Consider the following 23699-nt stretch of genomic DNA (forward strand, 5'->3'; position numbering starts at 1 on the left):
AGGAGCCGGGCCATGCTGCTCAACCTGTTCAATGAAATGCGTGCGGCCAAGGTACCGGTGTCGGTGCGCGAACTGCTCGACCTGCACCAGGCCCTGCAAAAGCGCGTGGTGTTCGCCGACATGGACGAATTCTATTACCTCGCCCGCGCCATCCTGGTGAAGGACGAGCGCCATTTCGACAAGTTCGACCGCGCCTTCGCCGCCTACTTCAAGGGCCTGGAAAACCTCGACCGGCACATCGAGGCACTGATCCCCGAAGACTGGCTGCGCAAGGAATTCGAGCGTTCGCTGAGCGACGAGGAGCGCGCGCAGATCCAGTCGCTGGGCGGCCTGGACAAGCTCATCGAGGAATTCAAGAAGCGCCTGGAAGAACAGAAGGAACGCCACGCCGGCGGCAACAAGTGGATCGGCACCGGCGGCACCAGCCCGTTCGGCTCGGGCGGCTTCAACCCCGAGGGTATCCGCGTGGGCGAGGCCGGCAAGCGTCAGGGCAAGGCCGTGAAGGTGTGGGACCAGCGCGAGTACAAGAACCTCGACGACCAGGTCGAGCTGGGCACGCGCAACATCAAGCTGGCCCTGCGCCGGTTGCGCAAGTTCGCCCGTGAAGGCGCCGCCGAAGAGCTCGACATCGACGGCACCATCGACCACACCGCGCGCGATGCCGGGCTGCTGAACATCCAGATGCGCCCCGAGCGGCGCAACACGGTGAAGCTGCTGTTGCTGTTCGACATCGGCGGTTCGATGGACGCCCATGTCAAGGTCTGCGAAGAGCTGTTTTCCGCGTGCAAGACCGAGTTCAAGCACCTGGAGTACTACTACTTCCACAACTTCGTGTACGAGTCGGTGTGGAAGAACAACCTGCGCCGCACTTCGGAGCGTTATTCCACCTTCGACCTGCTGCACAAGTACGGCGATGACTACAAGGTGGTGTTCGTCGGCGACGCGGCCATGGCGCCCTACGAGATCACCCAGCCGGGTGGCAGCGTGGAGCACTGGAACGAAGAAGCCGGGTATGTGTGGATGCAGCGCTTCATGGAGAAATTCAAGAAGATCATCTGGATCAACCCGTATCCGAAGCAGGCCTGGGACTACACCGCCTCGACCCACCTGGTGCGCGACCTGATCGAGGACAAGATGTACCCGCTGACCTTGCAGGGGTTGGAGGACGGGATGCGCTACCTGTCCAAGTGATGTTGGCTGTGGCGGCCTCTTCGCGGGTGAACCCGCTCCCACAAGCCCGAGGCCTGCGCCGAACCTGTGGGAGCGGGCATGCCCGCGAAGAGGCCAGCAGCCTTACAACCAACGCTCCAGGTAACACTGCTGCTCCCGCCACGCCTCGTCCTGCACCACCGCCCTGAAGCGCACCGCAGCCCCCGGCAGGCACTGCGCCAACTGCGCCAACGCCAACGGCGTCAATGCCCCCAGCCGCGGATAGCCGCCAATGGTCTGGCGGTCATTGAGCAGCACGATCGGCTGCCCGTCCGGCGGCACCTGCACTGCCCCCAGCGCAATTCCCTCGGAAATCATCGGCGCCCCCTGGTAGACCAGCTGCGGGCCCAGCAAACGGATGCCCATGCGGTCGGCCCGGCTGTCCAGCGTCCACGCGCGGTTGAACGCCTCGAACAGGCTGGTGCCGCTGAAATCACCGATCTGCGCGCCCATCACCAGGTCGAGTACCGGTTTGTGAACGTAGCGCGGGCGCAACGCCTGCGGTACCTCGCGCAAGGTTGCCGCAGCCCCGGCAAAGGCCAGCAGCTGGCCTTTGCCGAGCGCCGAACCCTGACCATCGATACCGCCCAGCCCCTCGCGCACGACCGTGGCACAACTGCCCAGCACATCCTCACCCAGGAACCCGCCCGGCGCCGCCAGATAGGCCCGCACGCCCTGCTTCGGCTGGCTCAGGCTCAAGCGCTGGCCTTTGGCCAAGGCGAAGCTGCGCCAGGGTGCCAGCGGCTGGTCATCGACCCGCGCATCCAGGTCGGCACCGGTCAGGGCCAGCACACAATCCTGCTCGGCGATCACACAGAAGCCACCCAGCGCTACCTCCACCACCGGCGCGCCCAGCGGGTTGCCCAGCAGCCAGTTGGCCCAGTGCATCGCTACCCAGTCCAAGGCGCCGCCCTGGGTCACGCCCAGGTGGCGTACGCCAAAGCGTCCGGCATCCTGCAACTGGCACAGCGGCGTACTGGCCGCGATCTTCAACTGCTTCATCCTTGCGCCTCCACATCCCCGCCCAAGGCCAGGAACTCGCTGCGCGAAACCGCCACGAAGCGCACCCGGTCGCCGGGTTGCAACAGGCTGTAGCCCTCGCGCTCGCGGTCGAACAGGCGCACCGGGGTGCGCCCGATCAGGTTCCAGCCGCCGGGCGATACCGCCGGATAAGCCGCAGTCTGGCGTTCGGCAATGCCGACGCTGCCCGCCGCCACGCGTTTGCGCGGGGTGCTCAGGCGCGGGCTGGCCAGGCGTTCGTCCACCAGCCCCATGAAGCCGAAACCGGGGGCGAAGCCCAGGGCGAACACCGGGTACTCGCGCTCGCTGTGCAGGCGGACCACCTCGGCCTCGCTCAGCCCGCTGCGGGCCGCCAGCAGCGGCAGCTCCGGGCCGACACTGGCGTCGTACCACACCGGGATCTCATGGCGGCGACCAGCGCTGCCCGTGTCTGGCTGCAAACCGTCCAGCGCCTGGGTGATCAGCGTCCTCGCCTGACCCGGCGGCAGGTCGAACTGCACCATCAGCGTGGTGTAGGACGGCACCAGGTCCAGCAGGTGCTCGCCGAACGCTGCGTGCAAGCGCTGGCTGGCGGCGAGCATCCACGGCATGTTGCCCTCGTCGATACCGTCGAACAGGCGCACCATCAGGCTGTCGATGGCCACCACTTCAATGCGCGGGTTCATCGCGCCCCCAGGGCATCGAGCGCCTGGCGAATCTGCCGCACCGCCGCCAGCGAACTGTCATTGTCACCGTGCACGCACAGGGTGCGCGCCTCGAGCTTCAAAGCACTGCCATCGTCCGCCAGCAATGTTTCGCCACGGGCCAGGCGCACGGCCTGCTCCACCACCAGCGCCGGGTCGTGGTGCACCGCGCCGGGCAGGCGCCGCGACCGCAGGTGGCCGCTGGCGGTGTAGGCACGGTCGGCGAACGCCTCGAACCACAGCGGCACGCCGACTTCATCGCCCAGGGCCTGGGCGGCGCGGTTGTCGGCGGTGGCCATCAGCATCAGCGGCAGGTCGCCGCCGTAGGCCGCCACGGCTTCCAGCACGGTACGCAGCGTGAGCGGGTCGGCCATCATGTCGTTGTACAACGCGCCATGGGGCTTCACATACGCAACGCGGCCACCGAGCACCTTGCAGATGCCCTCCAGCGCGCCGATCTGGTAGTGCAGCAGGTCACGGATTTCTTCCGCGCTGCAGGCCATGGAGCGGCGACCGAAGCCGACCAGGTCCGGGTAGGCCGGGTGCGCGCCGATGGCTACCCCGTGCTCCAGCGCCAGGGCCACGGTGCGGCGCATGATGCCGGGGTCGCCAGCGTGGTAGCCGCAGGCGATGTTGGCGCAGTCGATGAACGGCATGACCTCGGCATCCAGGCCCATTTGCCAGTTGCCGAAACTCTCGCCCATGTCGCAATTGAGTAGCAGGCGTTCCACCGCGCGGCCTCCGTTGTCGTTGTTCATAGGCCTACCTTACCGCGCCTGCAGCTGTTTGCCGCGGGTTTCCGGCAGGCTCAGCGCGGCGACGATCACCACCCCGTACGACACTGCCGAGAACACCCCGATACCCAGGCCCAACGGCACTTTCTGCCCGAGCACGCCGATCAGCAGCGGGAACAGCGCCGCCACCACCTTGCCGATGTTGTAGCAAAAGCCCTGCCCCGAACCGCGAATGCGCGTGGCGAACAGTTCGGTGAGGAACGCGCCCATGCCGCTGAAGATGCCCGAGGCGAAGAAGCCCAGCGGGAAGCCCAGCCACAGCATCACGCCGTCGCTGACCGGCATCTGGGTGTACAGCAGCACGATGACGAACGAGCCCACGGCGAACAGGATGAAGTTCTTTTTGCGCCCCAGCAGGTCGGACAGGTACGCGCTGACCACATAGCCGACGTAGGAGCCAATGATCACCATCGCCAGGTAGCCGCCAGTGCCCAGCACGCTCAGGCCGCGCTCATTTTTGAGGAAGGTCGGCAGCCACGAGGTGATGGCGTAGTAGCCGCCCAGCGCGCCGGTGGTCAGCAGCGACGCGCGCACGGTGGTCCAGAGCATGCCCGGGGCGAAGATTTCGTGGAACCGTGCCGGCGCCTCGGCCGCTTGCATGGCCTTGGCTTCGCGGTACACCTCGGGGTCCTTGACCAGGCGGCGGACGAAGATCACGAAGATCGCCGGCACCAGGCCCAGCAAGAACAGCGCACGCCAGGCCTGCTCAGCCGGCAGCCAGGAAAACAGCAGCGCGTAGAGGATGGCGGTGAGGCCCCAGCCAAGGGCCCAGCCGGACTGCACCATGCCCACCGCCTTGCCGCGGTCCTGGGCACGGATCACCTCGCCGATCAGCACCGCGCCGGCGGTCCATTCGCCACCGAAGCCAAAGCCCATCAGCGTGCGGGCGATCAGCAGCTGTTCATAGTTCTGGGCGAAGCCGCAGAGGAAGGTGAAGAAGGCGAACCACAGCACGGTCAGTTGCAGGGTGCGCACGCGGCCGATGCGGTCGGAAAGGATACCGGCCAGCCAACCGCCCACGGCCGAGGCAATCAGCGTGCTGGTGTGGATCAGCCCGGCTTCGGTGGTGGTGATGCCCCACAGCATGATCAGCGTGGGGATGACGAAGCTGAGCATCTGCGTGTCCATGCCGTCCAGGCCATAGCCGATCTTGCAGCTCCAGAAGGTGCGCCGTTGCTGGGCGTCGATGTCGCGGTACCAGGCAAAAGGCCCGGTTGAAGACGGGGAACTGACCTGCTGCTGTACGCCGGTGGGGTTCATGCTTGCCTCGGCTTGTTGGTATTGTTTTTATGGGCGACAACGTGTCGCGGCCTGTGCGCCATTGTTCAGAGGCTGCGCCACCTGCGTCCAACGAGAAAAACCGCCGGTCTGGAACAAGAAAAACTGATCATGAACCTTCGCTTCCTCGAAACCTTCGTCTGGGTCGCCCGGCTCAAGAGCTTCCGCCTGACTGCGGAAAAGCTGTTCACCACCCAGGCCTCGGTATCCAGCCGCATTGCCGCGCTGGAGGCGGACCTGGGCGTGAAGCTGCTGCTGCGCGACTCGCGTGGCGTCAGCCTGACCCCGGAGGGCGGCAAGGTGCTGGAATACGCCGAACGCATGCTGGAAACCGCCAAGGCCATGAAGCAGTCGCTGGACAGCGACCGGGCCAAGGTCGGGCGCATTCGCATCGGGGTGATGGACACGGTGATCCACACCTGGATGAGTGCGCTGGTGGCGGAGCTGACCGAGCGCTACCCGCAGGTGGAGATCGAACTGGTGGCCGACACGGCGCTGAACCTGCGCGAGCAGCTGCAAAAGGGCTTTCTCGATGTGATCCTGCAGACCGACCTGCTGCGCGAGCAGTCGATCCGCAGCCTCGACCTGGCGCGCTACCCGATGGGCTGGGTGGTGGCTGCCGGCTCGCAGCAGCACCGCGACTACGCCTCGCTGGCCGAGCTCGGGCGCGAGCGGATCATCACCTTTTCGAAGAATTCGCGCCCGCACCAGGAGGTGTTGAACCTGCTGCAGGTCGCCGGGGCCGAGACGCCGCGGCTGAACTGCGTGAACTCGGTAGCGGCGATCACCCGGCTGTTGCGCGACGGTTTCGGCATTGGCGCGCTGCCGCCGGCGCTGGTGGATGCCGAGTTGAGCCGCGGTGAGCTGGTGTTACTGCCGGAGCTGCAGCCGCCGCCGAGCCTGGAGCTGGTGGTGGCCTGGCAGACCGGGGTGGTGCTGGTGGATGAAGTGGTCGGGGTGTGCCGGCAGGTGCTGGAGCGGTATGCGCGGGATGTGGGGGGGCAGCGGATAGTGTTGGTCTGAACCGACTGTACCGGCCTCTTCGCGGGCTTGCCCGCTCCCACAGGTACTGCATCAACCTAGAATGTTGTGCAAATCCTGTGGGAGCGGGCAAGCCCGCGAAAGGGCCGGTACAGGCACAGCAGAATTCAGCGCCAACTCTCTTTCACCGCCCGGCGGCGCCCGCCAAGGATCACCCAGCCAATCCCCAGCAGCAGGCTCTCGACCACAAAGGCCAGCACGAACCCTGCGCCTACCCCCCAGCCGATCGCCTCGGGCACCAGCAGAATCTGGTAGCTGTAGCTATCGAGGGTTTCGTCGCGCAACTGCGGGTCGGCCTGCACCAGCACATGCCAGGTACGCCCGGCCCAGGAGCCTTGCAGCGCCTGCCATTCGTTTTCCAGCAGTTCGTTGCGGATCATCAGGCTTTCGATGCTGTTGGCGTCACTCAGGAATACCGGGTCGTCGCTGCTGCGGTAATGCCGCAGCAGCGCCTGCAGGTCGCCCTTGAAGAAGCGCTCGGCCGTCTGCCGGAAGCCATCGAGCGCCTCGCGCGATTCGAACAGGTGCGCCTCGACCCGCTGGCTGTAGTCCTTGACCAGCCCCGGGACCTGGATACCGGCCAACAGGCCGAAGGTGAACAGCAGCAACCGCAGGTAACTTCTGAACATGCAGCGTCCTTAGCTCTGGCCGTGCGCCACGCACTCGCCGTGCCGCCACAGGGCCCATTGACCCGGCGCATAGCGCTGCCAGGTCTCGTTCTCGGTCAAGGCCTCGGTGGCGATCACCGTGACCACGTCGTTGGGGGTGGTTTCGGTGTGAAAATCGACGATCAGGTCGACATCCTTCAACCGTGCCGCGCCAAACGGTGCACGGCGAGTGATGTGCACCAGCTTGGTCGAGCAGAAGCAGAACAACCAGTCACCGTCGCTGAGCATGCAGTTGAACACGCCCTGGGTGCGGTAGCCGGCACAGGCTTCGACCAGCACCGGCAGCAGCTGTTCCACCGCAACCGGCTCGGGGAAGGCGCTGCGGATGCGGTTGAGCAGGTCGCAGAAGGCCGCCTCGCTGTCGGTGTCGCCCACCGGCCGGTAGAAGCTGGCCTGGCCCTTGAACTCACCCAGCTGGCCATTGTGCGCGAAGCACCAGTTGCGGCCCCACATTTCCCGCACGAACGGGTGGGTGTTGGCCAGGCAGACCTTGCCGACGTTGGCCTGGCGGATGTGGCCGATGACCACTTCGCTCTTGATCGGGTAGCGCTGCACCAGGTTGGCCACCTCCGACTCGCTGCTGGCGGCCGGGTCCTGGAACAGGCGCAGGCCACGTCCTTCGTAGAAGCCGATGCCCCAGCCGTCACGGTGCGGGCCGGTACGGCCGCCGCGCTGCATCAGGCCGGTGAAGCTGAAGACGATGTCGGTGGGGACGTTGGCACTCATGCCCAGCAATTCGCACATAGGCGTGACTCCGCTTACAGACGGGGCTCGACCCGGCCACCGGCGCCTAGGGGCGCGGCAGGGCGTGGGTCGTCACGGTAGCGGTCGCGGCGCTCGGCGGCCAGCGGCGCCTGGGTCGCCAGCTGGTCATCCTCGGCAGCCTGGCGCTGGGCAGCGGCCTCGGCCTGCGCGCGGCGTTCGCGGGCGCGTTTTTCCAGCGGCAGGCGCAGCAGCACGAAGAGGAAGTACAGCGAGAACGCGCCCATGCCGTACATGGCCAGGTCGGACACCGCGCGCCAGGCGTTGTTGCCGACCTTGAAGGCGACGTCCAGGGCGGTGATGGCGATAGCCGGGGCGAAGCTGTCCTTGACCGGGTCGACGATGGTCGGGGTCAGCAGCAGCACGGCCAGCACCACCCGCAACGGTTCGCGCAGCCAGCGCCACATCCAGCCGGTGAGTTTGAAGCCCACCAGCAGGCAGCCCAGGGCGGCAACGGCGTAAAGGCCCCAGGCGAGGGTGTAGTCGTTCTCGGTCATGGTGTTCGTGCAAGCCAGGCAAAGAGACGCCTATGATAAACACTTTTCCGGGCGCAGACAGCGTCTCCCTGTCCCGGCCCTATCGCCGGCAAGCCAGCTCCCACAGGTTCGCCACTACCTGTCAGGCCTGTGCAGTACCTGTGGGAGCTGGCTTGCCGGCGATAGGGCCGGGGCAGGTACCCCCCAGCCAAGAGATCTCCAATGCCCAACAAGCCCCAGCCGCCCATTGCCCACGCCGACAACGCCAGCGACCCGTACGCCTGGCTGCAACAGCGCGACACCCCCGAGGTGCTGGCCTACCTGCAGGCCGAAAACGCCTACCAGGAAGCCTGCCTGGCAGACCAGGCGCCGCTGCGCGAGCGCCTGTTCGAAGAGATCAAGGGCCGCATCCTGGAAACCGACCTGTCGCTGCCGACGCCGTGGGGCCCGTTCCTGTACTACACCCGTACCACTGCCGGCGACGAGTACCCCCGCCACTACCGCTCCCCGCACCCGGCCGACGACAGCAACCGCGTCGATGAAAGCCAGGAACAGCTGCTGCTCGACCCCAATGCCCTGGCCAACGGCGGCTTCCTGGCCCTCGGTGCGTTCAGCGTCAGCCCCGACCACCGCCTGCTGGCCTACAGCCTCGACACCAGCGGCGAAGAAACCTTCACCCTGTACGTCAAGGACCTGGCCACCGGCAGCATCACCGCCCTGCCCTTCGACAATTGCGACGGCAGCCTGACCTGGGCCAACGACAGCCAGACGCTGTTCTTCGCCGAACTGGACGACACCCACCGCCCGTGGCGCCTGCTGCGCCATACCCTGGGCGAGGAAGGCGCGCAGACCGTGTTCGAAGAGCCCGACGGGCGCTTCTTCCTGCACTGCTACCGCACCAGCTCCGAACGCCAGCTGGTGCTGCTGCTGAACAGCAAGACCACCAGCGAAGCCTGGGTGCTGGACGCCGACACCCCGCAGGCCACGTTCACCTGCCTGGCGCCGCGCGTCGAAGGCCACGAATACTTCCCCGACCACGGCCAGCTCGACGGCGAGTGGCGCTGGTTCATCCGCACCAACCAGGACGGCATCAATTTCGCCCTGTACCACGCCCCGGTCGCTCCGGTGCCAAGCCGTGAGCAATGGCAGGTGCTGGTGCCGCACCGCGACGCGATCATGCTCGAAGGCCTCAGCCTGAATGCCAGCGCGCTGACCCTGAGCCTGCGCGAAGGCGGCCTGCCGATCATCGAGGTACGCCCGCAGGGCCTGGCGGCCTACCGCGTCGAGTTGCCCGACGCCGCCTACAGCCTGTACGTGCAAGACAGCCTGGAATTCGCCAGCGCCCGCCTGCGCCTGCGCTACGAGGCACTCAACCGCCCGGCGCAGGTGCGCCAGCTGGAGCTGGCCACAGGTGCGCAGACGGTACTCAAGCAAACCCCGGTGCTGGGCCCGTTCGATGCCGACGACTATGTCAGCGAGCGGCTGTGGGCCACTGCGCCGGACGGTACCCAGGTGCCGATCAGCCTGGTGCGCCGCCGGCAGGACCTGGGCCGCACGGTACCGCTGTACCTGTACGGCTACGGCGCTTATGGCGAAAGCCTCGACCCGTGGTTCTCGCATGCGCGCCTGAGCCTGCTGGAACGCGGCGTGGCGTTTGCCATCGCCCACGTGCGCGGCGGCGGCGAGCTGGGCGAAGCCTGGTACCGCGCCGGCAAGCAGGAACACAAGCGCAACACCTTCCACGATTTCATCGCCTGTGCCGAACACCTGATCGCCGAGGGCGTGACCACTGCCGAGCGCCTGGCCATCAGTGGCGGCAGCGCCGGCGGCCTGTTGATAGGCGCAGTGCTCAACCAGCGCCCCGAGCTGTTCCGCTGCGCGATCGCCGAAGTGCCGTTCGTCGATGTGCTCAACACCATGCTCGACCCTGAGCTGCCGCTGACCGTGACCGAGTACGACGAATGGGGCAACCCTGAAGAGCCGGACGTGTATGAGCGGATCAAGGCGTACGCACCGTACGAGAACGTGAAGGCACAGGCCTACCCGGCGATGCTGGTGGTGGCGGGCTACAACGACAGCCGCGTGCAGTACTGGGAGGCGGCCAAGTGGGTGGCGCGGCTGCGCACGCGCAAGACCGACGACCACCTGTTGCTGCTCAAGACCGAGATGGGCGCCGGGCATGGCGGGATGAGCGGGCGCTATCAGGGGCTGAAGGATGTGGCGCTGGAGTATGCGTTCGTATTCGGCGAGCTAGGTATCGCTTGAGAGGGTTGGGGGCGCTTCGCGCCCCTTTCGCGACACAAGGCCGCTCCCACAGAGATCGCGCATGTCCTGAATCCTGCGCGATCCCTGTGGGAGCGGGTTTACCCGCGAACACGGGCGAAGCCCGTGCCATCCACCGCGGCGCCTGCTTCGCGGGTAAACCCGCTCCCACAGAAAACCGGGGCAGGCCGGCTGAATTCAATCATCCTGCACCGGCGCCTTCGGCGGCTCCTGGCGCAACCCTGGCAATGGCTGGTCCTTGGGCGGCCCGGGCACCGGCATCGGCGGCAGCAGCGGCGCGCCCGGCTGGCTGTCGTAAGCCTTGGGCGGTGTACTCGGGGTTATCTGCGGGTAGGGCGTAGGCGTCGGCGTACCCGGTGCTCCAGGCACCGGTGTGCTCAGCCGGGGTGGCGTGCTGGCGGCTTCGGCCAAGGGCAGGCCAGCCAACAACCATGCAGCGAGGAGCGCACGCAACATCAGCAACCTCCTGTCGGGAACCTTCCTACAGGCTACGCCTAAATCAACGCTTTCGCCTGTCCGCCTGCCCTGCAAGCGCGCTAGACTCAGTGGCATAACCGTCATTTGCCTGATCAGAACAAAGGAAACACCATGAGCTCCACCGCTTCCGCCGCCGCCACCGCGCGCCTGGACCGCATCCTGGCCGATGCCAAGCGCGACAAGGAAATGGGCTACCGCGACAAGGCCCTGAGAATGTACCCGCATGTCTGCGGCCGCTGCGCCCGCGAGTTCGCCGGCAAACGCCTGAGCGAACTGACCGTGCATCACCGCGACCACAACCACGACAACAACCCGCAGGACGGTTCCAACTGGGAGCTGCTGTGCCTGTACTGCCACGACAACGAGCACTCGCGCTACACCGACCAGCAGTACTTCAGCGAAGGCTCGACCAGCACCCCGAGCATCGCCAAGGCCACCCATAACCCGTTCGCCGGCCTGGCGGGCATGCTGAAGAAAGACTGACCATCGATTGGCCCCCCGCTGCTACCGGGCAGCCCGTATAATCGCGCTTTTTTCCTGAAGGGCCCCGGTACGTGGCAAACAAACGATACAGCTGCATCGGCCTGTTCAACCCAAAGTCGGCGGAAAACGTCGGCTCGGTGATGCGCGCCGCCGGTTGCTATGGCGTCAATTCGGTGTTCTACACCGGCAAACGCTATGAACGCGCCCGGGATTTCGTCACCGACACCAAGCGCGTGCACTACGACATCCCGCTGATCGGCATCGACGACCTGCAGCGCATCATCCCGCTGGGTTGCACGCCGGTGGCGGTGGAACTGGTCGACGGCGCCCGGCCACTGCCGGAATACACCCACCCGGACCGGGCCATCTACATCTTCGGGCCGGAAGACGGCAGCCTCAGCGCCGAGGTGCGGGCGTGGTGCGAAGAGACCATCTACATTCCCACCGAAGGCTGCATGAACCTGGCGGCGACCGTGAATGTGGTGCTGTACGACCGCATGGCCAAGGGGCTGAACACCCGTTCGGGGCCGCGGTTCAAGTAACCGACTGAACGATGACGGCGGCCGACAGGTCACCTGCATACACTTCAGACGGAGGCCTTGCCATGCTTGATATCCATTCGGCAGCGACATCGCAGGACAGTAACGTTCATGGTCTTGAGCGCGCCAGTTCGCTGGCCGGCGGCGCGTTGATGGTCAGCAAGGGCCTGCGCCACGGCGGCCTGCTCGGGTTGTTGCAGATCGCCGTGGGCGGCCTGGCCCTGGCCCGGGGTGTCAGCGGGCACTGTGCGACCAAGGCCTGGTGGCAGCGGCACCGCCAGGAGTATCACCGTTTGCGTGCAGACATCGAGCGCAGTGCGACCGAGCTGCAGGCGCTGAAGACCAGTGCCGAGGCGGCGACGCGCGGGGTGACGGTGACCGGGAAGGATCCGTTGACCGGCCTTTGAGGCTCGGTTGCCGGTGCTGGCCCTTTCGCGGGCACGCCCGCTCCCACAAGTAACCCTGTGGCCGGTACTGGCCACAGGGATGCCTAGCGCAATACCTTGCTTTCCAGCACCTCGGAACGCCGCCCCAGCACATTCTCGCTGATCTGCACGAAGTCTTCGGTGCTCACGCCTGGCAAGCGCATCAGCCCGCGCGCCACATCGTCCAGCGAGCGCCTGGCCTGGGTATGAATGCGGATTTCCTTGTCCAGCGCCTGCAGCAACAACACCCCACGGGCCACCTGCGCCGGTGTGGCATGTTCGCCCTTGAGCCGGGTGACCTTGGCGCCCTGCTTGCTCAGGCGCGCCTGCCAGGCCTGGTAACGGTCGTCGCTCACCCCGCCCGCGCGACGCAGCAACTCGCTGGCGTAATAGTCGGTCAGGCTTTCTACCAGCCAGTCACTGCCATCACGCCCACGGATCTGCGCGAACAGTTGCACCACCTCACGCAGCAACGGGCTGCTGCCATTCTCGCTGACCATCGGCCGCGCGCTGTGCAGGTACAACGAACCCTGCGCGGCCATCGCCCCGCGCCACATGCCGTCGCGGGCACCGACCAGCAGCAGCTTCGGCGGGTTGCGCGGGAACACCGCCTGCAATTGCGGCCAGACGAACGTCAGCAAGGTCAGGCTGTCCATGCGCCGCATGCCCTGCCCCACCGGCGCGGCCACGGTGACCTCGGTTTCGCCCAGGCGGGCACGCCGGCTGCCCAGGTCGCCGGCGAGCATCCAGCCGGTGGGGCGGTCGAACAGGCGCGAAACGTTGTCGATGCGGAACTTGTCCTTGCCGATGCGCGGCCAGGAGGTCTCGATGCTTTTCCAGCCCTCGGGCAGGTCGAATGCCAGGCGCGCGACCAGCTCGACGCCATCCTGCTGGTCGAGGCGCGCCGCTGGCACCAGCTGGTCGCCGAGGAACAGCGCCCAATGCGCGGTGATGCGCGACGAATAGGCGCCGCTGTCGCGTTTCTGGTCCAGTTGCACCCGGTAGCTGAGGCTGGTCTTGCCGGCAGCCGGCTGCCACACCCCGCGCTGGCCGTGCAGCTGCCATTGGCCATCCGCCTGGAAGCCGCTGTAGGCCCCGGCCTTGCCCAGGTCGAAGTCCAGGCTGCGCACGGCACTGCCTTCGGCCAAGGTCAGGCGCACCTCCGCCTGGCCGCTGGCCGGTAGCAGACGCACCTGGTAGTCGAGGTCGACCTTTTTCGCCCAGGCCGGCGAACTGGCCATCAGGCCCAACAGCAACAACAGCTGGCAACGCATACCGAAACTCCTTGTTTCCCCGTGGCAGCGGGCCGCGCCGTTCAGCTGGCGCGGAAGATCAGGTGGTCTTCCCAGTCGTCTTCGTGCACATCGTGTTCGCTGAGCATACGCCCCGACTGGGAAATGCGCTGTTCATGGACCTGCTGGCGATCGCCACAGACCAGGTGATGCCAGGCCGGCAGGTCCTGGCCTTCGCTGACCAGGCGGTACCCGCAGGTGCTCGGCAGCCACTTGAACTGGTCGGCCTTGCCCGGGGTGAGCTGAATGCAGTCGGGCACCTGGGCGAAGCGGTTGGGGTAGTCGCTGCACTGGCAGGTGTTCAGGTCCAGCAGTTTGCAGGCGATGCGCGTGTAGTAGACGCTGTTGTCGTCTTCGTCCTCGAGCTTTTGCAGGCAGCACAGGCCGCAGCCGTCGCACAGCGACTCCCACTCTTGCGGGCTGAGTTGTTCGAGGGTCTTGCGCCGCCAGAAAGGCGCGTTTTCAGCGTTCATGACACGGGGTTCCTGCATTCATACCGGGGCCGCGGCGCGCGGCGGCGCCAGTCTAGAGCCTGGCCTTCGGCAAAGCCAGACCGCTTGTCAGTCGCGACGGGACGCAGTAGCGTGCGCGTTTCCCGTCCTGTTGCCGGAGCCGCCATGAGCGCCAACCCTCGCATTGCCGATTACGCCATCAACGAGCAGTTCATCAACCGCTGGTCGCCACGCGCGTTCACCGCCGAACCGATCAGCGAAGAGACCCTGCTGAGCTTCCTCGAAGCCGCACGCTGGGCGCCGTCGGCAAACAACTCGCAGCCTTGGCGCTTCCTCTATGCCCGGCGTGACACGCCGCACTGGCAGCGTTTTCTGAACCTGTTGGTGCCGGCCAACCGCAGCTGGGCGCAACAGGCTTCGGCGCTGGTGCTGGTGATGTCCAAGACCACCTTCGCCGCCCCCGGCACCACGGAAGAAAAACCGGCGCTGTGGCACACCTTCGACACCGGCTCTGCCTGGGGCCACCTGGCGCTGCAAGCCAGCATCAGCGGCTGGCACACCCATGGCATGGCCGGCTTCGACCAGGCGCTGGCGCGTGAGGAACTGAAGGTGCCTGAAGGCTATGTACTGCACGCCATGGTGGCGATCGGCAAGCTGGGTGACAAGGCCAGCCTGGCCGAAGCCCTGCAGGCGCGTGAAGTGCCTAGCCCGCGCAAGCCACTGAGCGAGCTGGCTGCCGAGGGGGATTTCAGCCTGTAAGGCTTGCATGAGCTGTACCGGCCTCTTCGCGGGCTTGCCCGCTCCCACAGGGGATTTCACAAGCCTCGAAACTGTGGGAGCGGGCAAGCCCGCGAAGAGGCCGGTACAGGCACTACAAAATCAATAACCTCGAGCGAAGTCCACCTCGCCGCGCAACCCCTGCCCCGCCGCATAAGCCCGCACGTTCTCGACAAACAGACGCACCATCGCCGCCGGCGAGGTGGGCGCCGAGCTGTGCCCGGTCAGCAGCAATCCCCAGGCCGTCCAGAACGGATGTTGCCGGGGCAACGGCTCCTGCCGGCAGACATCGATCACCGCTCCCGCCAGGTGCCCTTGCTTCAGCGCCTCGACCAGGTCAGCGTCGACCACCGCCACCCCGCGCCCGGCATTGATGAACAGCGCCGTGGGCTGGAAGCAGCGCAACAGCGCCGCGTCATACAGGTCGCGGGTGGCCGGGGTATCCGGCAGCAGGTTGAGCACGTAGTCGACCTGGCCGACCATGCGCGGCAGGTCTTCCAGCGCCGCCACCTCGGCGAACGGCGCCTGCGCACGGGCGCTGCTGGCAATGCCGTACAGGACCACGCCAAACGGCTGCAGAAACTCCGCGACCCGCTGGCCGATGTCGCCAGTGCCGACGATCAGCACCTTGCGCCCTTCCAGGCTGCGCCCCGGGCGGTCGTCCCAACGCCGTTCGACCTGGCTGACCAGCCGCGACAGCACCTCGCGCTCATGGCCGAGCATGTAGGTGAGCATGTACTCGGCCATCACCTGGCCAAAGATGCCCACCGCGCGGGTCAGGCGATAGTCACGGGGCAGGCCTTCGGCCAGCAGCGGCGTGATACCGGCCCAGGTGGACTGCATCCAGCCCGGCTTGTGGCCCTGGCGCAGCAGGCTTGCCAGCAGGTCCGGCTGGCCCAGCCACACCGCGCACTGCGGCGCCTGGCGGGCCAGTTCGGCGGAGTCGCCGCTGGTCAGCACCTCCAGTTCAGGGGCCGCTGCCCGCAGGATTTCGGCATATCGAGCATGATCATGCTCCGCAATCAGTACGCGCATGATCAGGCCGGGTCGTTACGGCGCAGCAACTCTTCGGGCAGGTGCTCGATGTAGTCGTCTTCCGGCGGCGGCATCTGCAGGTGGTAACCCTGGTTGTCGAGGTTTTCCAGTACCTTGGCGATGTCCTCGCGGGCCAGCTTGCGCTCGGGGGTCAGCACCAGGTCGAAGGCGTGCACCGGGGTACCGAAGAACGGCAGCAGGCCTTCGGGCACGCGGTCCAGGCCATCGGCCTTGAGCACGTACAGGTACATTTCGTTCTTGCGGGGGCTCTTGTAGATAGAGCAAATGCGTTTCATCGGGTCTCTCCGGCGCCTGCAAGGCTATCCAGCAGGGCCTGGCCCATGCGCTCACGGCGCCAGCCGCGCAGCGCATCGGGCAATTGATAGGGGCCATTGGGGTAGCCGCTCTTGAGCAGCGCTTCCAGGGCTTTCTTGCGCAGCATCAGCTCAGGGGCAATGCCCAGGCGCTCGCCTTCGGCCTGGCCGATGGCGCGCAGCTGCTTGAGGATCCCGGCGGCCTCGATCGGCAGCGGCTCGGGCAACGGCGCGGGCCACTGCTCGGCAGGCAGGCTGGCGGCGCGCTTGATCAGCTGGATGAGGAACTCGCCGTCCTGACGAATGGTGCGCGGGTGCATCTCGTCGATCTTGGCCAGTGCCGACAGGTTGTTCGGCTGGCTCTTGGCCATGGGCCACAGCGAGTGCTCCTTGAGGATGCGATTGCGCGGCACGTCGCGGCTGCGCGCTTCGCGTTCGCGCCAGGCGCACAGTTCGCGCAGCACCGCCAGTTGTTGGGGGGCCAGCTTCCAGGCCAGCTTGACGTCGCGGTACAGGCTTTCGGGCTCGACTTCACGACGCAGCTGGGCGACCAGCTCGGCGCCGTCTTCCAGCACCCAGGCGTACTTGTCGTCGGACAGCCGTGGGCGCAGCACGCTGAACAGTTCGGCCAGGTGCACGGCATCTTCGGCGGCATAGCTGACCTGGGTGTCGGACAGCGGGCGCTGCAGCCAGTCGGAGCGGGTTTCGCCCTTGGGCAGTTCGATCCCCAGCACTTCCTGGACCAGCCGCGAATAGCCCATGGAGAAGCCCAGGTTCAGGTAGCCGGCGGCCAGCTGCGTGTCGAACAGCGGCTGCGGCAGCTTGCCGGTCAGGCGCAACAGCACCTCGAGGTCTTCGCTGCAGGCGTGCAGCACCTTGACCACGCCGCTGTCTTCCAGCAGCTCGGCCAGCGGTTGCCAGTTGCCGATCAGCAACGGGTCGATCAGGAAGGCACGCTGGCCGTCGCCGATCTGGATCAGCCCGGCTTTCGGGTAGAAGGTGTCGACCCGCATGAATTCGGTGTCGACGGCGACGAAGGGCAGCTGATGCCAGTCGCGGCAGTGTTCGGCCAGGCTCTGGTCGTCACGGATCCAGTGTATTTCGATGGCCACGAGGCTCTCCCACTAACATTGGCGCGCAGTATATACGGCGCGGGCACTGCTGGTGAAACCCGGGCCATCCTTGATATCGATCAACGGTGCTGTCGGCTGCCTGCTGTACAGGCATCGCGGTCGCTGTGGGAGCGGGCATGCCCGCGAACACGGGCGCAGCCCGTGCCAGCCACCGCGTCCGTCGTCTGCTTCGCGGGCGCGCCCGCTCCCACAGGCTTCAGTGCCTGGCCGCCAGCCAGGGCCGGCAACTGGCGAACATGTCCAGCGACTGCTGGTACACCTCGGTGTGCACCTGCAACAGGCCGAGCATCGAGTGGAACAGGTTGTCCTGCGACAGCGGTGCATCGCCGAGCTTGGCCAGGCAGTCGGTATCGACGCCGAAGTCTTCCTTGTAGCTGTCGGAGAACCAGGTCAGCAGTGGCACATGCTTCTGCTGCTCGGGGGCGATGGCGTAAGGCGTGCCATGCAGGAACAGGTTGTATTCACCCAACGACTCGCCATGGTCGGACAGGTAGATCATCGCCGTGTCGACCTTGTCCTGCTTGCTGCGCAGGGTGTCGATCAGCGAGGCCAGCACCTTGTCGGTATAGGCCAGGGTGTTGTCGTAGCCGTTGATGATCTCCTGCTCGCTGCACTGGTCCAGTGCGTTGCTCTGGCACACCGGGGCAAAGCGCTGCTCGGCGCCGGGGTAGCGCTTGAAGTATTCCGGCCCGTGGCTGCCCATCTGGTGCAGCACCAGCACGGTGTCCTTGTCCAGGTTGTCGATCAGCTCGCCCAGGCCCTGCAGCAGGATCTGGTCATGGCATTCGCCATCGGCGCACAGCTGCGGGTCCTTGAGGTTGCTGACATCGACGAACTGCACCCGGTCGCAAGTGCCCTTGCAACCGGACTGGTTGTCGCGCCACTGCACGGCCAGGCCGGCACGCTGGAGGATGTCCAGCAAGCCTTCGCGGTTCTTCGCCACGCGGGCATCGTAGTCCTTGCGCGGCATGCCGGAGAACATGCACGGCACCGAGACGGCGGTTTCGGTGCCGCACGAGTGCACATCGGAGAACGCCAGCAGGCCCTGCTCGCGGGCCAGGTTCGGGGTGGTATCGCGGTTGTAGCCGAGCACGCCGAAGTGGTCCGCCCGGGCACTTTCGCCCACCACCAGCACGGTCAGCGACTTGCGTTCATGCTTCTGCCAGGCGGCGTCACGCCGGGCATCTTCGCCGTAATGCTGGAACGGCCGTGCTGCGCTGCCGACGCGCTCGCTGAAATAACCGAACGAGGCACCGACGATATTGCTGGGGGTGAGCATCAGGCGCAGTTCGTGGTGGTTGCGAAACAGCGACGCCAGGCCCTGGTAGTTGACCAGCGCCACCGAGCCCAGCGCCACCACGCAGGCACCGCCCACCACCAGTTTGCCGAACAGTTCGCGGTGCCAGGCGCGGTAGGCGATCGGCGCCTTCCACAACAGTACCGAAGGCACCACACCCAGCCCCAGGATATACAAGGCGAACTTCAGCGAGAGCAAGTCACGCACTTCCGCAACATTGGTTTCGGCCATGTTCTGGAACATGCCCGCGTCAATAAGGACACCGTAGCGGTTCATGAAGTAAGCCACGCCCGCGCCGCTCATGAACAACACGATAAGTACCGGTTTCAATACATAACGGAAGGCCACCAGCGTCAGAATCAGGTTGAACGCGAACAGCATCAGCACGGCAAACGCCAGGCTCAGCCAAAGCCCCGGCAGGCCGGGCGGCACGATCTGTTCCAGGTGCTGCCAGAGGAAGAAGTTGAAGCCGATCAGCAGGTAAAGGCTGGCCAGCAGCGTGACCCATTCAGTCCGCAGGGGTTTGAAGTTCGGCATCAGTGTTCGCAATCAGGAGTGATGATCAGCCCGCGGGCCAGCACGGCACTCGGGAAACTTGGCTGAACTCTAGAAAGCGCACCATCAACATTTTGTGAAAAAGACGCCAACGAATTCGTGAACGGGCGTCTTTCAACATTAAAAGAACTTCATCCAGCGCAGGTCAACCGGGCAGGCGGGCCTTGGCGTAAGGCTCGCGGTCGATGTCCAGCACTTCCACGCACAGCTGAATGTCCAGCCCGGGCTGCTCGGGGATGGCTTCACGCAGCACCTCCAGCAGGTTGCCGGTCAGTTGCGCCTTCACCTCGGGCGAGCGCCCGCTGAGGATGGCCAGGCGCACATGGGCAAAGGCGCGCTCGCCGGGCGCAGTGCCCACCCGAAAATGCTTGAACGCTTCGGCGCGGCTTTTGATGTCGGCCTCGTCGGCGAACTGGCCGCTGCCGACCAGGGCGTGGTTCAGGCGCAGCAGCAGGATGTCGACCTTGAGGTCGCGCAGGTTGTCGCTGTATTCCAGGTTCAGGTGCGGCATGGTGCAGGTTCCGGGGCTCGGGGCAGAAACCACAGCCTACCCCAGTCCCCTACCTGCGCAAAGACGGCTATCCTCAAAGGTCAGAACCATCCGCCAACCCCACAGAGGTGAAGAAATGCCAGTTCCGCATGATCTGCTCGCTGACCTGCACGTTACCGCTGATGCGTTCCAGGCGCTCATCGACAAGGACCAGACGCTGCACTCGCTGCACAAGGAATACAACGCCAAAGACAAAGAGGTGGTGGCCGCCGAGGGCAACGGCACCAACGACGAAGCAGTCAACCGCCTGCGCCGGGAACGGTTGCTGATCAAGGACAAGATCGAAAGGATCATTCATCCGCCCAAATCCTGAACGCCCGTTCTCGCATTACCGGCAAGCCATCCTTCACGCGCGCCTGGCGAGGACTTGGTGAACGGCCGGCTTGCCCGCCGGCCAACACCGACAACCCTGCACTCAGCGCCCCGGCGTTCTCGCAACGCTGGGCACCTGCGCCTTGGCCGGGCTGGCCAGGGTGCCGAAAGGCATCACCGCACGCACCTGGGGCGTTTCGCAGCTGTGCAGGCCGAGGAACACCGTCACCACCTCATGCACATGCCGCGCGGCCTGCTCCCCTTGCAGCGGTTCGCAGATTCCGATCAGCACCCGGAAGTAATCATCGCCCTTGAGCAGGCAGAAGAAGCGCTCCGCCGCCTTCTGCGGGTCCTCGATGCGCAAGCGACCTGCCAGCGAGGCGCGCATCAGCAGGTTGGTCATTTCCCTGAGCATGTGCCGCGCACCGGCCTCGTAGAACATGCAGGCCAGCTTGGGTTCCTGATTGGCCATGGCGACGATGACCCGCTGCAGGGCGACGGCCTCGCTGCTGCAGATCAGCTCCAGGTACTTGATGCCGATATTCAGCAGCACCGTCTCGATACTGGCATGCGGTGAGAATTCGAACAGCCGCTCAGGTAGCTGCTCATCGCACTTGGCCGTGATCGCCGCGGAAAACAGCGTGGCCTTGTCGCGGTAATGGTTGTACACGGTCAATTTCGAGACGCCCGCTTCTGCGGCGATGGCGTCCATGCTGCTACCTTCATAGCCCTTGCTCAGGAACAGGCTCTTGGCCGCCTCCAGCACCGCTTTACGTTTGGCTTGATCCTTTGGGCGCCCCGATTTGCTCACCAGTACTGTTTGCTTGGTCATGTGGTTTTCATTCCTTTGTTGTATTGGCAGACGCGGCTTGCAGCGAGGCAAGCCGGCCTGGTCAGGATTTGCGGTTTTTGGCTGCCCGGTCAGATAAGCCAGGCTCGCAAGGTTTCAAGCACCGATGACGTGCGCGGGTCAGCGTGGATCAATGCTCGGTAGCGCGACTGCGGCGCTTTCAACACCACCCGGCGCTGGACGCCTGAGAAAGTGGTGAATGACGTAGGGAATGCCCAGTGCGTTGCAGAGCAGCGATACCAGCACCGCCAGCGCGCAGAACAGGCCAAACAGGCGGGTGAAGTAGGACTCCCCTACCCCGAGCACGAGGAACCCGGCACACAGCACCAGGCCGCCGACCCACAGGGCTTCACCGACATCGTCGAACACCAGCCTGACCACCTGCCGGGCGGCCAGCTGCGCCGGCGCTTGCCTGGCGTGGTAGAAGCAATGCAACGTCGCATCCACCACCAGCCCGAACATGATGCAGCCGATCATCGAGGTGCCGACGTTGATCGACAGCCCCAGCGCGCCCATCACCCCGAACACTGCCGCCAGCGGCAGGATGTTGACGATCACCGCCACCACCGCTGCCGCCCAGGAGCGGGTGAGGATGAAAAACGCCACGAGCATCGACAGCACGGCCGACAACAGGCTCCAGGCCATGCCATCGAGCAGCAGCTTGACCATCACCGACTGCATGACCGAGTAGGAGGTCAGATGATGCTCGAAGACGCCGGGATGGCTGTCCAGATAACCCTGAACCTGATCCAGCACTTGCTGCAGTTGCGCATGCGGCATCTGTTGCAGGCGGATGCGCACCCGGGTGAACTGGTTGTCATAGTCGATGAAGCGTTTCAGGGCATGGTCCGGCCCGGCCAGCGAGTAGGTGAACACATACTGTTCCGCGCTCTCGCGGCTGGGCGGCAGCGCCTGCTGACGGCTATCCCCACCCTCCACCTCATGGTGAATGTCCTTGAGGAAATCGACCACCGACAGGCTCTTGTCCACCCCCGGGATCTGGCTGATGAACCCTTGCAACGCGGCAATCTGGCGCAACGCCTCGGGCTCGAGCACGCCGCCCGCGTGTTCGGTGGCAAGGCTGATCTCGAGGTTGGACACCCCGCCCAGCTCACGTTCTATGTAGTCTGTGGAAACGTGGATTGGCGCCGTCTTGTCGATGAAGTTGAGGAACGAGGCTTCCACATGCAGGCGCCCGATCGGCAGAACGGCCAGCACCACCAGCGCGATGGAGATGTAGGGCAGCAACCTGGGTGAACGGTACAGCGGCTCGAAGCGTTGCACCCACCTGGCATGATTTTTCGGCTCGCTTCGACGCACCCGGCGCGAGGCCGCGCATTCCAGCAGGAATGGCATCACCAGGCAGGACAGCAGGTAAGCGAAGATGGCTGCCAGTGATGCGATGACACCGAATTGACGAATCGGCGCCACCTCGCTGAGCGCCAGGTCGAGAAAGCCGAATGCCGTTGTGAGCGCGGTCAGGAAGCACGGCATGAGGTTCTGCCGCAGGGAAAACCGCACCGCGTCCAGCACCGCCATCCCCTGGTCGAGCCCCTGACGATAGGCGGCCAGCAAGTGCAGGCAGTCCAGCACGGCGACGCACATCATGATCGACGGCAAGCCAACCGTGACGGCGTTCATGGGCAAGCCCGCGCTGGCCATTCCGCCCAGCAGCAGCAGCGTGCACAGCGTCACCACTGCCAGCATCACCAGCACATCGCCCAGGTTGCGCAGAAACACCAGCAGCAACACGAACAGGATCAGCGCGGTGAGCGGTATGAACGTCTGCAGGTCTTTCCACATGTCGCTGGTCACTTGCTGCTCTACGACCGGTTCACCGGCAACGTAGTACTGCGCATGGCCACTGTCCTTCATGATCGCGTGCACGCCGGACAAGATCCGCTCGAACTTGCCTTCGCTATCCGCCAGCTTCGCTTCGAGCAAAATCGCCGTCACCTGGCCGTCTGGCGAGACCAGGTCGCGAAGGTACAACGGGCTGCCGAGCAGCTTGTCCACCACCCGCTGCCGGTCGTACGCAGCGGGGTTGGCCAAGGCCTTTTCAGCCGGCAGGATGTCCAGCGCCTGCTGCTCGCCAAGCATGATGTCGACCGAGGCAATGCTGGTTGCCTTGGCCACATCGGGTAGTTGCTCCAGGCGCGTGGTCAGCGCCTGCAGGCTGGCCATCTGCTCGCCGGTGAACAGCGATTGAACCGGCAAGGCGATCACCAACAGGCGGTCATCGCCGAACCGTTGCCTGAACTGTTCGTATTGCTGGCGTTCGAGGTTGTCCTCGGGCAGGAAGGTATCGATCGAAGCGTCGAAACGCAGGTTCATCACACCAGGCGCAACCGCCAGTACGACCAGTACCACCCAAAGCGCGTTGAACCGGCGCCAATTGATCAGAAATCGAATTATTGCTTCCATGCCCATGTTGGTCATCTCGCCCACCGGCGATCCTGTTTGTTATGGATAGAACTTCAACTGGTCCCTGCGACCAATTGAGCGATGATTATTCCTGCCAACGCGAAGAGGCAGACGATGCCCACGGCATAAGACAGCGTGCGCCATGGCTGCCAGCGCGCCAGATAAGTCACGGTGTGAACGACGCGGGCAATGGTGAACAGCGAGAACAACCACAGCGCCGGTTCGGCCGGCCCGTCCAGCAGTACGTAGATACCGCCGAGCACGAAGAACAATGGAATGTTCTCCAGGTCGTTCATCCAGGCCTGGGATGCCCGTGATACCTGGGGCAGTTCTTCGGCACTGGCGGCCTTGCCGACAAAGCTCGCGTCTTCGGCATTCTTGAATGTCATGCGGCCGATGCGATAAACGCCCTGGTAGCATGAAATGGCAAACATCTTTAAAAACAGCACCAACACGCACAGGGTATAGCTGTAAAGAACAACGCTCATATCTACTCCTTTAGATCAACTTTCCGGTCTAGGACGTTAACGTCCCGGGGGCCTGCCCCCGGGGCCGTCACAGTATAATGGT

The 23699-nt window shown here is 65.2% G+C and carries 26 protein-coding genes; 8 read left to right on the forward strand and 18 right to left on the reverse strand.

What is annotated here, in order from left to right:
• The first annotated feature begins 12 nt into the window (after positions 1-12).
• Positions 13-1191 carry a VWA domain-containing protein gene (locus C6A77_RS12550; RefSeq protein ID WP_114169752.1) on the forward strand — a complete coding sequence of 393 codons (1179 nt, stop codon included), beginning with the start codon at positions 13-15 and terminating at the stop codon, positions 1189-1191.
• 102 nt (positions 1192-1293) lie between these two features.
• Here the strand turns inward: C6A77_RS12550 and C6A77_RS12555 are convergent, their stop codons facing one another.
• The 4 genes from C6A77_RS12555 to C6A77_RS12570 are packed head-to-tail and all read right to left on the reverse strand — an operon-like array spanning position 1294 to position 4966.
• Positions 1294-2211, reverse strand: a complete 918-nt coding sequence (locus tag C6A77_RS12555; protein ID WP_114169753.1) for a biotin-dependent carboxyltransferase family protein — start codon at positions 2209-2211, stop codon at positions 1294-1296.
• Positions 2208-2894 (reverse strand): 5-oxoprolinase subunit PxpB, encoded by a 687-nt coding sequence (pxpB, locus tag C6A77_RS12560; RefSeq protein ID WP_114169754.1) that lies wholly within the window; start codon positions 2892-2894, stop codon positions 2208-2210. The genes C6A77_RS12555 and pxpB overlap by 4 nt, the downstream gene beginning before the upstream one ends.
• A complete protein-coding gene (locus C6A77_RS12565) occupies positions 2891-3670 on the reverse strand; it encodes a 5-oxoprolinase subunit PxpA (RefSeq protein WP_114169755.1) in 780 nt (259 codons plus the stop codon). Before C6A77_RS12565 ends, pxpB begins: the two co-directional genes overlap by 4 nt.
• A gap of 9 nt (positions 3671-3679) precedes the next feature.
• Positions 3680-4966, reverse strand: a complete 1287-nt coding sequence (locus tag C6A77_RS12570) for an MFS transporter (protein WP_114169756.1) — start codon at positions 4964-4966, stop codon at positions 3680-3682.
• A gap of 129 nt (positions 4967-5095) precedes the next feature.
• Here C6A77_RS12570 and C6A77_RS12575 point away from each other — a divergent pair, with 129 nt between their 5' ends.
• Entirely contained in the window at positions 5096-6007 is a 912-nt protein-coding gene (locus C6A77_RS12575; RefSeq protein ID WP_114169757.1) for a LysR family transcriptional regulator, read from the forward strand.
• Positions 6008-6132: 125 nt separating this feature from the next.
• Here C6A77_RS12575 and C6A77_RS12585 read toward each other — a convergent pair whose 3' ends face one another.
• Genes C6A77_RS12585 through C6A77_RS12595 form a run of 3 tightly spaced genes read right to left on the reverse strand, consistent with a single transcriptional unit; the run spans position 6133 to position 7952 of the window.
• Positions 6133-6654, reverse strand: a complete 522-nt coding sequence (locus C6A77_RS12585) for a DUF2937 family protein (protein ID WP_114169758.1) — start codon at positions 6652-6654, stop codon at positions 6133-6135.
• 9 nt (positions 6655-6663) lie between these two features.
• Positions 6664-7437: a class II glutamine amidotransferase gene (locus tag C6A77_RS12590; protein ID WP_114169759.1), complete on the reverse strand. Its 774-nt coding sequence runs from the start codon at positions 7435-7437 to the stop codon at positions 6664-6666.
• 14 nt (positions 7438-7451) lie between these two features.
• A complete protein-coding gene (locus C6A77_RS12595; protein ID WP_114169760.1) occupies positions 7452-7952 on the reverse strand; it encodes an MFS transporter in 501 nt (166 codons plus the stop codon).
• Between the two features lie 201 nt (positions 7953-8153).
• On the opposite strand from C6A77_RS12595, the gene C6A77_RS12605 reads away from it, so the two are divergent.
• On the forward strand, positions 8154-10196 hold the full coding sequence (locus tag C6A77_RS12605) for a S9 family peptidase (protein ID WP_114169762.1): 2043 nt from the start codon (positions 8154-8156) through the stop codon (positions 10194-10196).
• A 195-nt stretch (positions 10197-10391) separates the two neighbouring features.
• Here the strand turns inward: C6A77_RS12605 and C6A77_RS12615 are convergent, their stop codons facing one another.
• Positions 10392-10670 carry a hypothetical protein gene (locus C6A77_RS12615; RefSeq protein ID WP_114169763.1) on the reverse strand — a complete coding sequence of 93 codons (279 nt, stop codon included), beginning with the start codon at positions 10668-10670 and terminating at the stop codon, positions 10392-10394.
• Between the two features lie 132 nt (positions 10671-10802).
• On the opposite strand from C6A77_RS12615, the gene C6A77_RS12620 reads away from it, so the two are divergent.
• The 3 genes from C6A77_RS12620 (at position 10803) to C6A77_RS12630 (ending at position 12120) form a co-directional block, all read left to right on the forward strand.
• Complete coding sequence (locus C6A77_RS12620) at positions 10803-11174, forward strand: YajD family HNH nuclease (RefSeq protein ID WP_114169764.1); 372 nt, start codon at positions 10803-10805, stop codon at positions 11172-11174.
• A gap of 71 nt (positions 11175-11245) precedes the next feature.
• A complete protein-coding gene (locus C6A77_RS12625) occupies positions 11246-11716 on the forward strand; it encodes an RNA methyltransferase (RefSeq protein WP_114169765.1) in 471 nt (156 codons plus the stop codon).
• A gap of 62 nt (positions 11717-11778) precedes the next feature.
• The gene (locus tag C6A77_RS12630) at positions 11779-12120 is read left to right on the forward strand and encodes a DUF2892 domain-containing protein (protein WP_114169766.1); all 342 of its coding nucleotides are present in this window, start codon (positions 11779-11781) and stop codon (positions 12118-12120) included.
• 83 nt (positions 12121-12203) lie between these two features.
• Here C6A77_RS12630 and C6A77_RS12635 read toward each other — a convergent pair whose 3' ends face one another.
• A complete protein-coding gene (locus C6A77_RS12635; RefSeq protein WP_114169767.1) occupies positions 12204-13412 on the reverse strand; it encodes a hypothetical protein in 1209 nt (402 codons plus the stop codon).
• A 41-nt stretch (positions 13413-13453) separates the two neighbouring features.
• Positions 13454-13903, reverse strand: coding sequence for a YcgN family cysteine cluster protein (locus C6A77_RS12640; RefSeq protein WP_114169768.1), 450 nt, complete (start codon positions 13901-13903; stop codon positions 13454-13456).
• A 144-nt stretch (positions 13904-14047) separates the two neighbouring features.
• Here C6A77_RS12640 and C6A77_RS12645 point away from each other — a divergent pair, with 144 nt between their 5' ends.
• Complete coding sequence (locus C6A77_RS12645) at positions 14048-14641, forward strand: nitroreductase family protein (protein ID WP_114169769.1); 594 nt, start codon at positions 14048-14050, stop codon at positions 14639-14641.
• A gap of 120 nt (positions 14642-14761) precedes the next feature.
• On the opposite strand, the gene C6A77_RS12655 is transcribed toward C6A77_RS12645, so the two are convergent.
• From C6A77_RS12655 to C6A77_RS12675, 5 genes are all read right to left on the reverse strand, one after another.
• Complete coding sequence (locus tag C6A77_RS12655; RefSeq protein WP_114169770.1) at positions 14762-15694, reverse strand: D-2-hydroxyacid dehydrogenase; 933 nt, start codon at positions 15692-15694, stop codon at positions 14762-14764.
• Between the two features lie 2 nt (positions 15695-15696).
• Positions 15697-15990, reverse strand: a complete 294-nt coding sequence (locus C6A77_RS12660) for a YcgL domain-containing protein (protein WP_114169771.1) — start codon at positions 15988-15990, stop codon at positions 15697-15699.
• The gene (gene rnd, locus C6A77_RS12665; RefSeq protein ID WP_114169772.1) at positions 15987-17120 is read right to left on the reverse strand and encodes a ribonuclease D; all 1134 of its coding nucleotides are present in this window, start codon (positions 17118-17120) and stop codon (positions 15987-15989) included. Before rnd ends, C6A77_RS12660 begins: the two co-directional genes overlap by 4 nt.
• A gap of 217 nt (positions 17121-17337) precedes the next feature.
• Complete coding sequence (locus tag C6A77_RS12670) at positions 17338-18975, reverse strand: phosphoethanolamine--lipid A transferase (protein WP_114169773.1); 1638 nt, start codon at positions 18973-18975, stop codon at positions 17338-17340.
• A gap of 163 nt (positions 18976-19138) precedes the next feature.
• Complete coding sequence (locus C6A77_RS12675; RefSeq protein ID WP_114169774.1) at positions 19139-19504, reverse strand: 5-carboxymethyl-2-hydroxymuconate Delta-isomerase; 366 nt, start codon at positions 19502-19504, stop codon at positions 19139-19141.
• 115 nt (positions 19505-19619) lie between these two features.
• On the opposite strand from C6A77_RS12675, the gene C6A77_RS12680 reads away from it, so the two are divergent.
• Positions 19620-19856 (forward strand): YdcH family protein, encoded by a 237-nt coding sequence (locus tag C6A77_RS12680; RefSeq protein ID WP_114169775.1) that lies wholly within the window; start codon positions 19620-19622, stop codon positions 19854-19856.
• Between the two features lie 102 nt (positions 19857-19958).
• Here the strand turns inward: C6A77_RS12680 and C6A77_RS12685 are convergent, their stop codons facing one another.
• From C6A77_RS12685 to C6A77_RS12695, 3 genes are all read right to left on the reverse strand, one after another.
• Complete coding sequence (locus C6A77_RS12685; RefSeq protein ID WP_114169776.1) at positions 19959-20687, reverse strand: TetR/AcrR family transcriptional regulator; 729 nt, start codon at positions 20685-20687, stop codon at positions 19959-19961.
• Between the two features lie 138 nt (positions 20688-20825).
• Positions 20826-23144 carry an MMPL family transporter gene (locus C6A77_RS12690; RefSeq protein WP_241507419.1) on the reverse strand — a complete coding sequence of 773 codons (2319 nt, stop codon included), beginning with the start codon at positions 23142-23144 and terminating at the stop codon, positions 20826-20828.
• 38 nt (positions 23145-23182) lie between these two features.
• Complete coding sequence (locus tag C6A77_RS12695) at positions 23183-23617, reverse strand: MAPEG family protein (RefSeq protein ID WP_114169778.1); 435 nt, start codon at positions 23615-23617, stop codon at positions 23183-23185.
• Between the last annotated feature and the right edge of the window lie 82 nt (positions 23618-23699).

Origin of the sequence: Pseudomonas sp. AFG_SD02_1510_Pfu_092, from assembly GCF_003331055.1 — a bacterium.
GTDB lineage: Bacteria > Pseudomonadota > Gammaproteobacteria > Pseudomonadales > Pseudomonadaceae > Aquipseudomonas.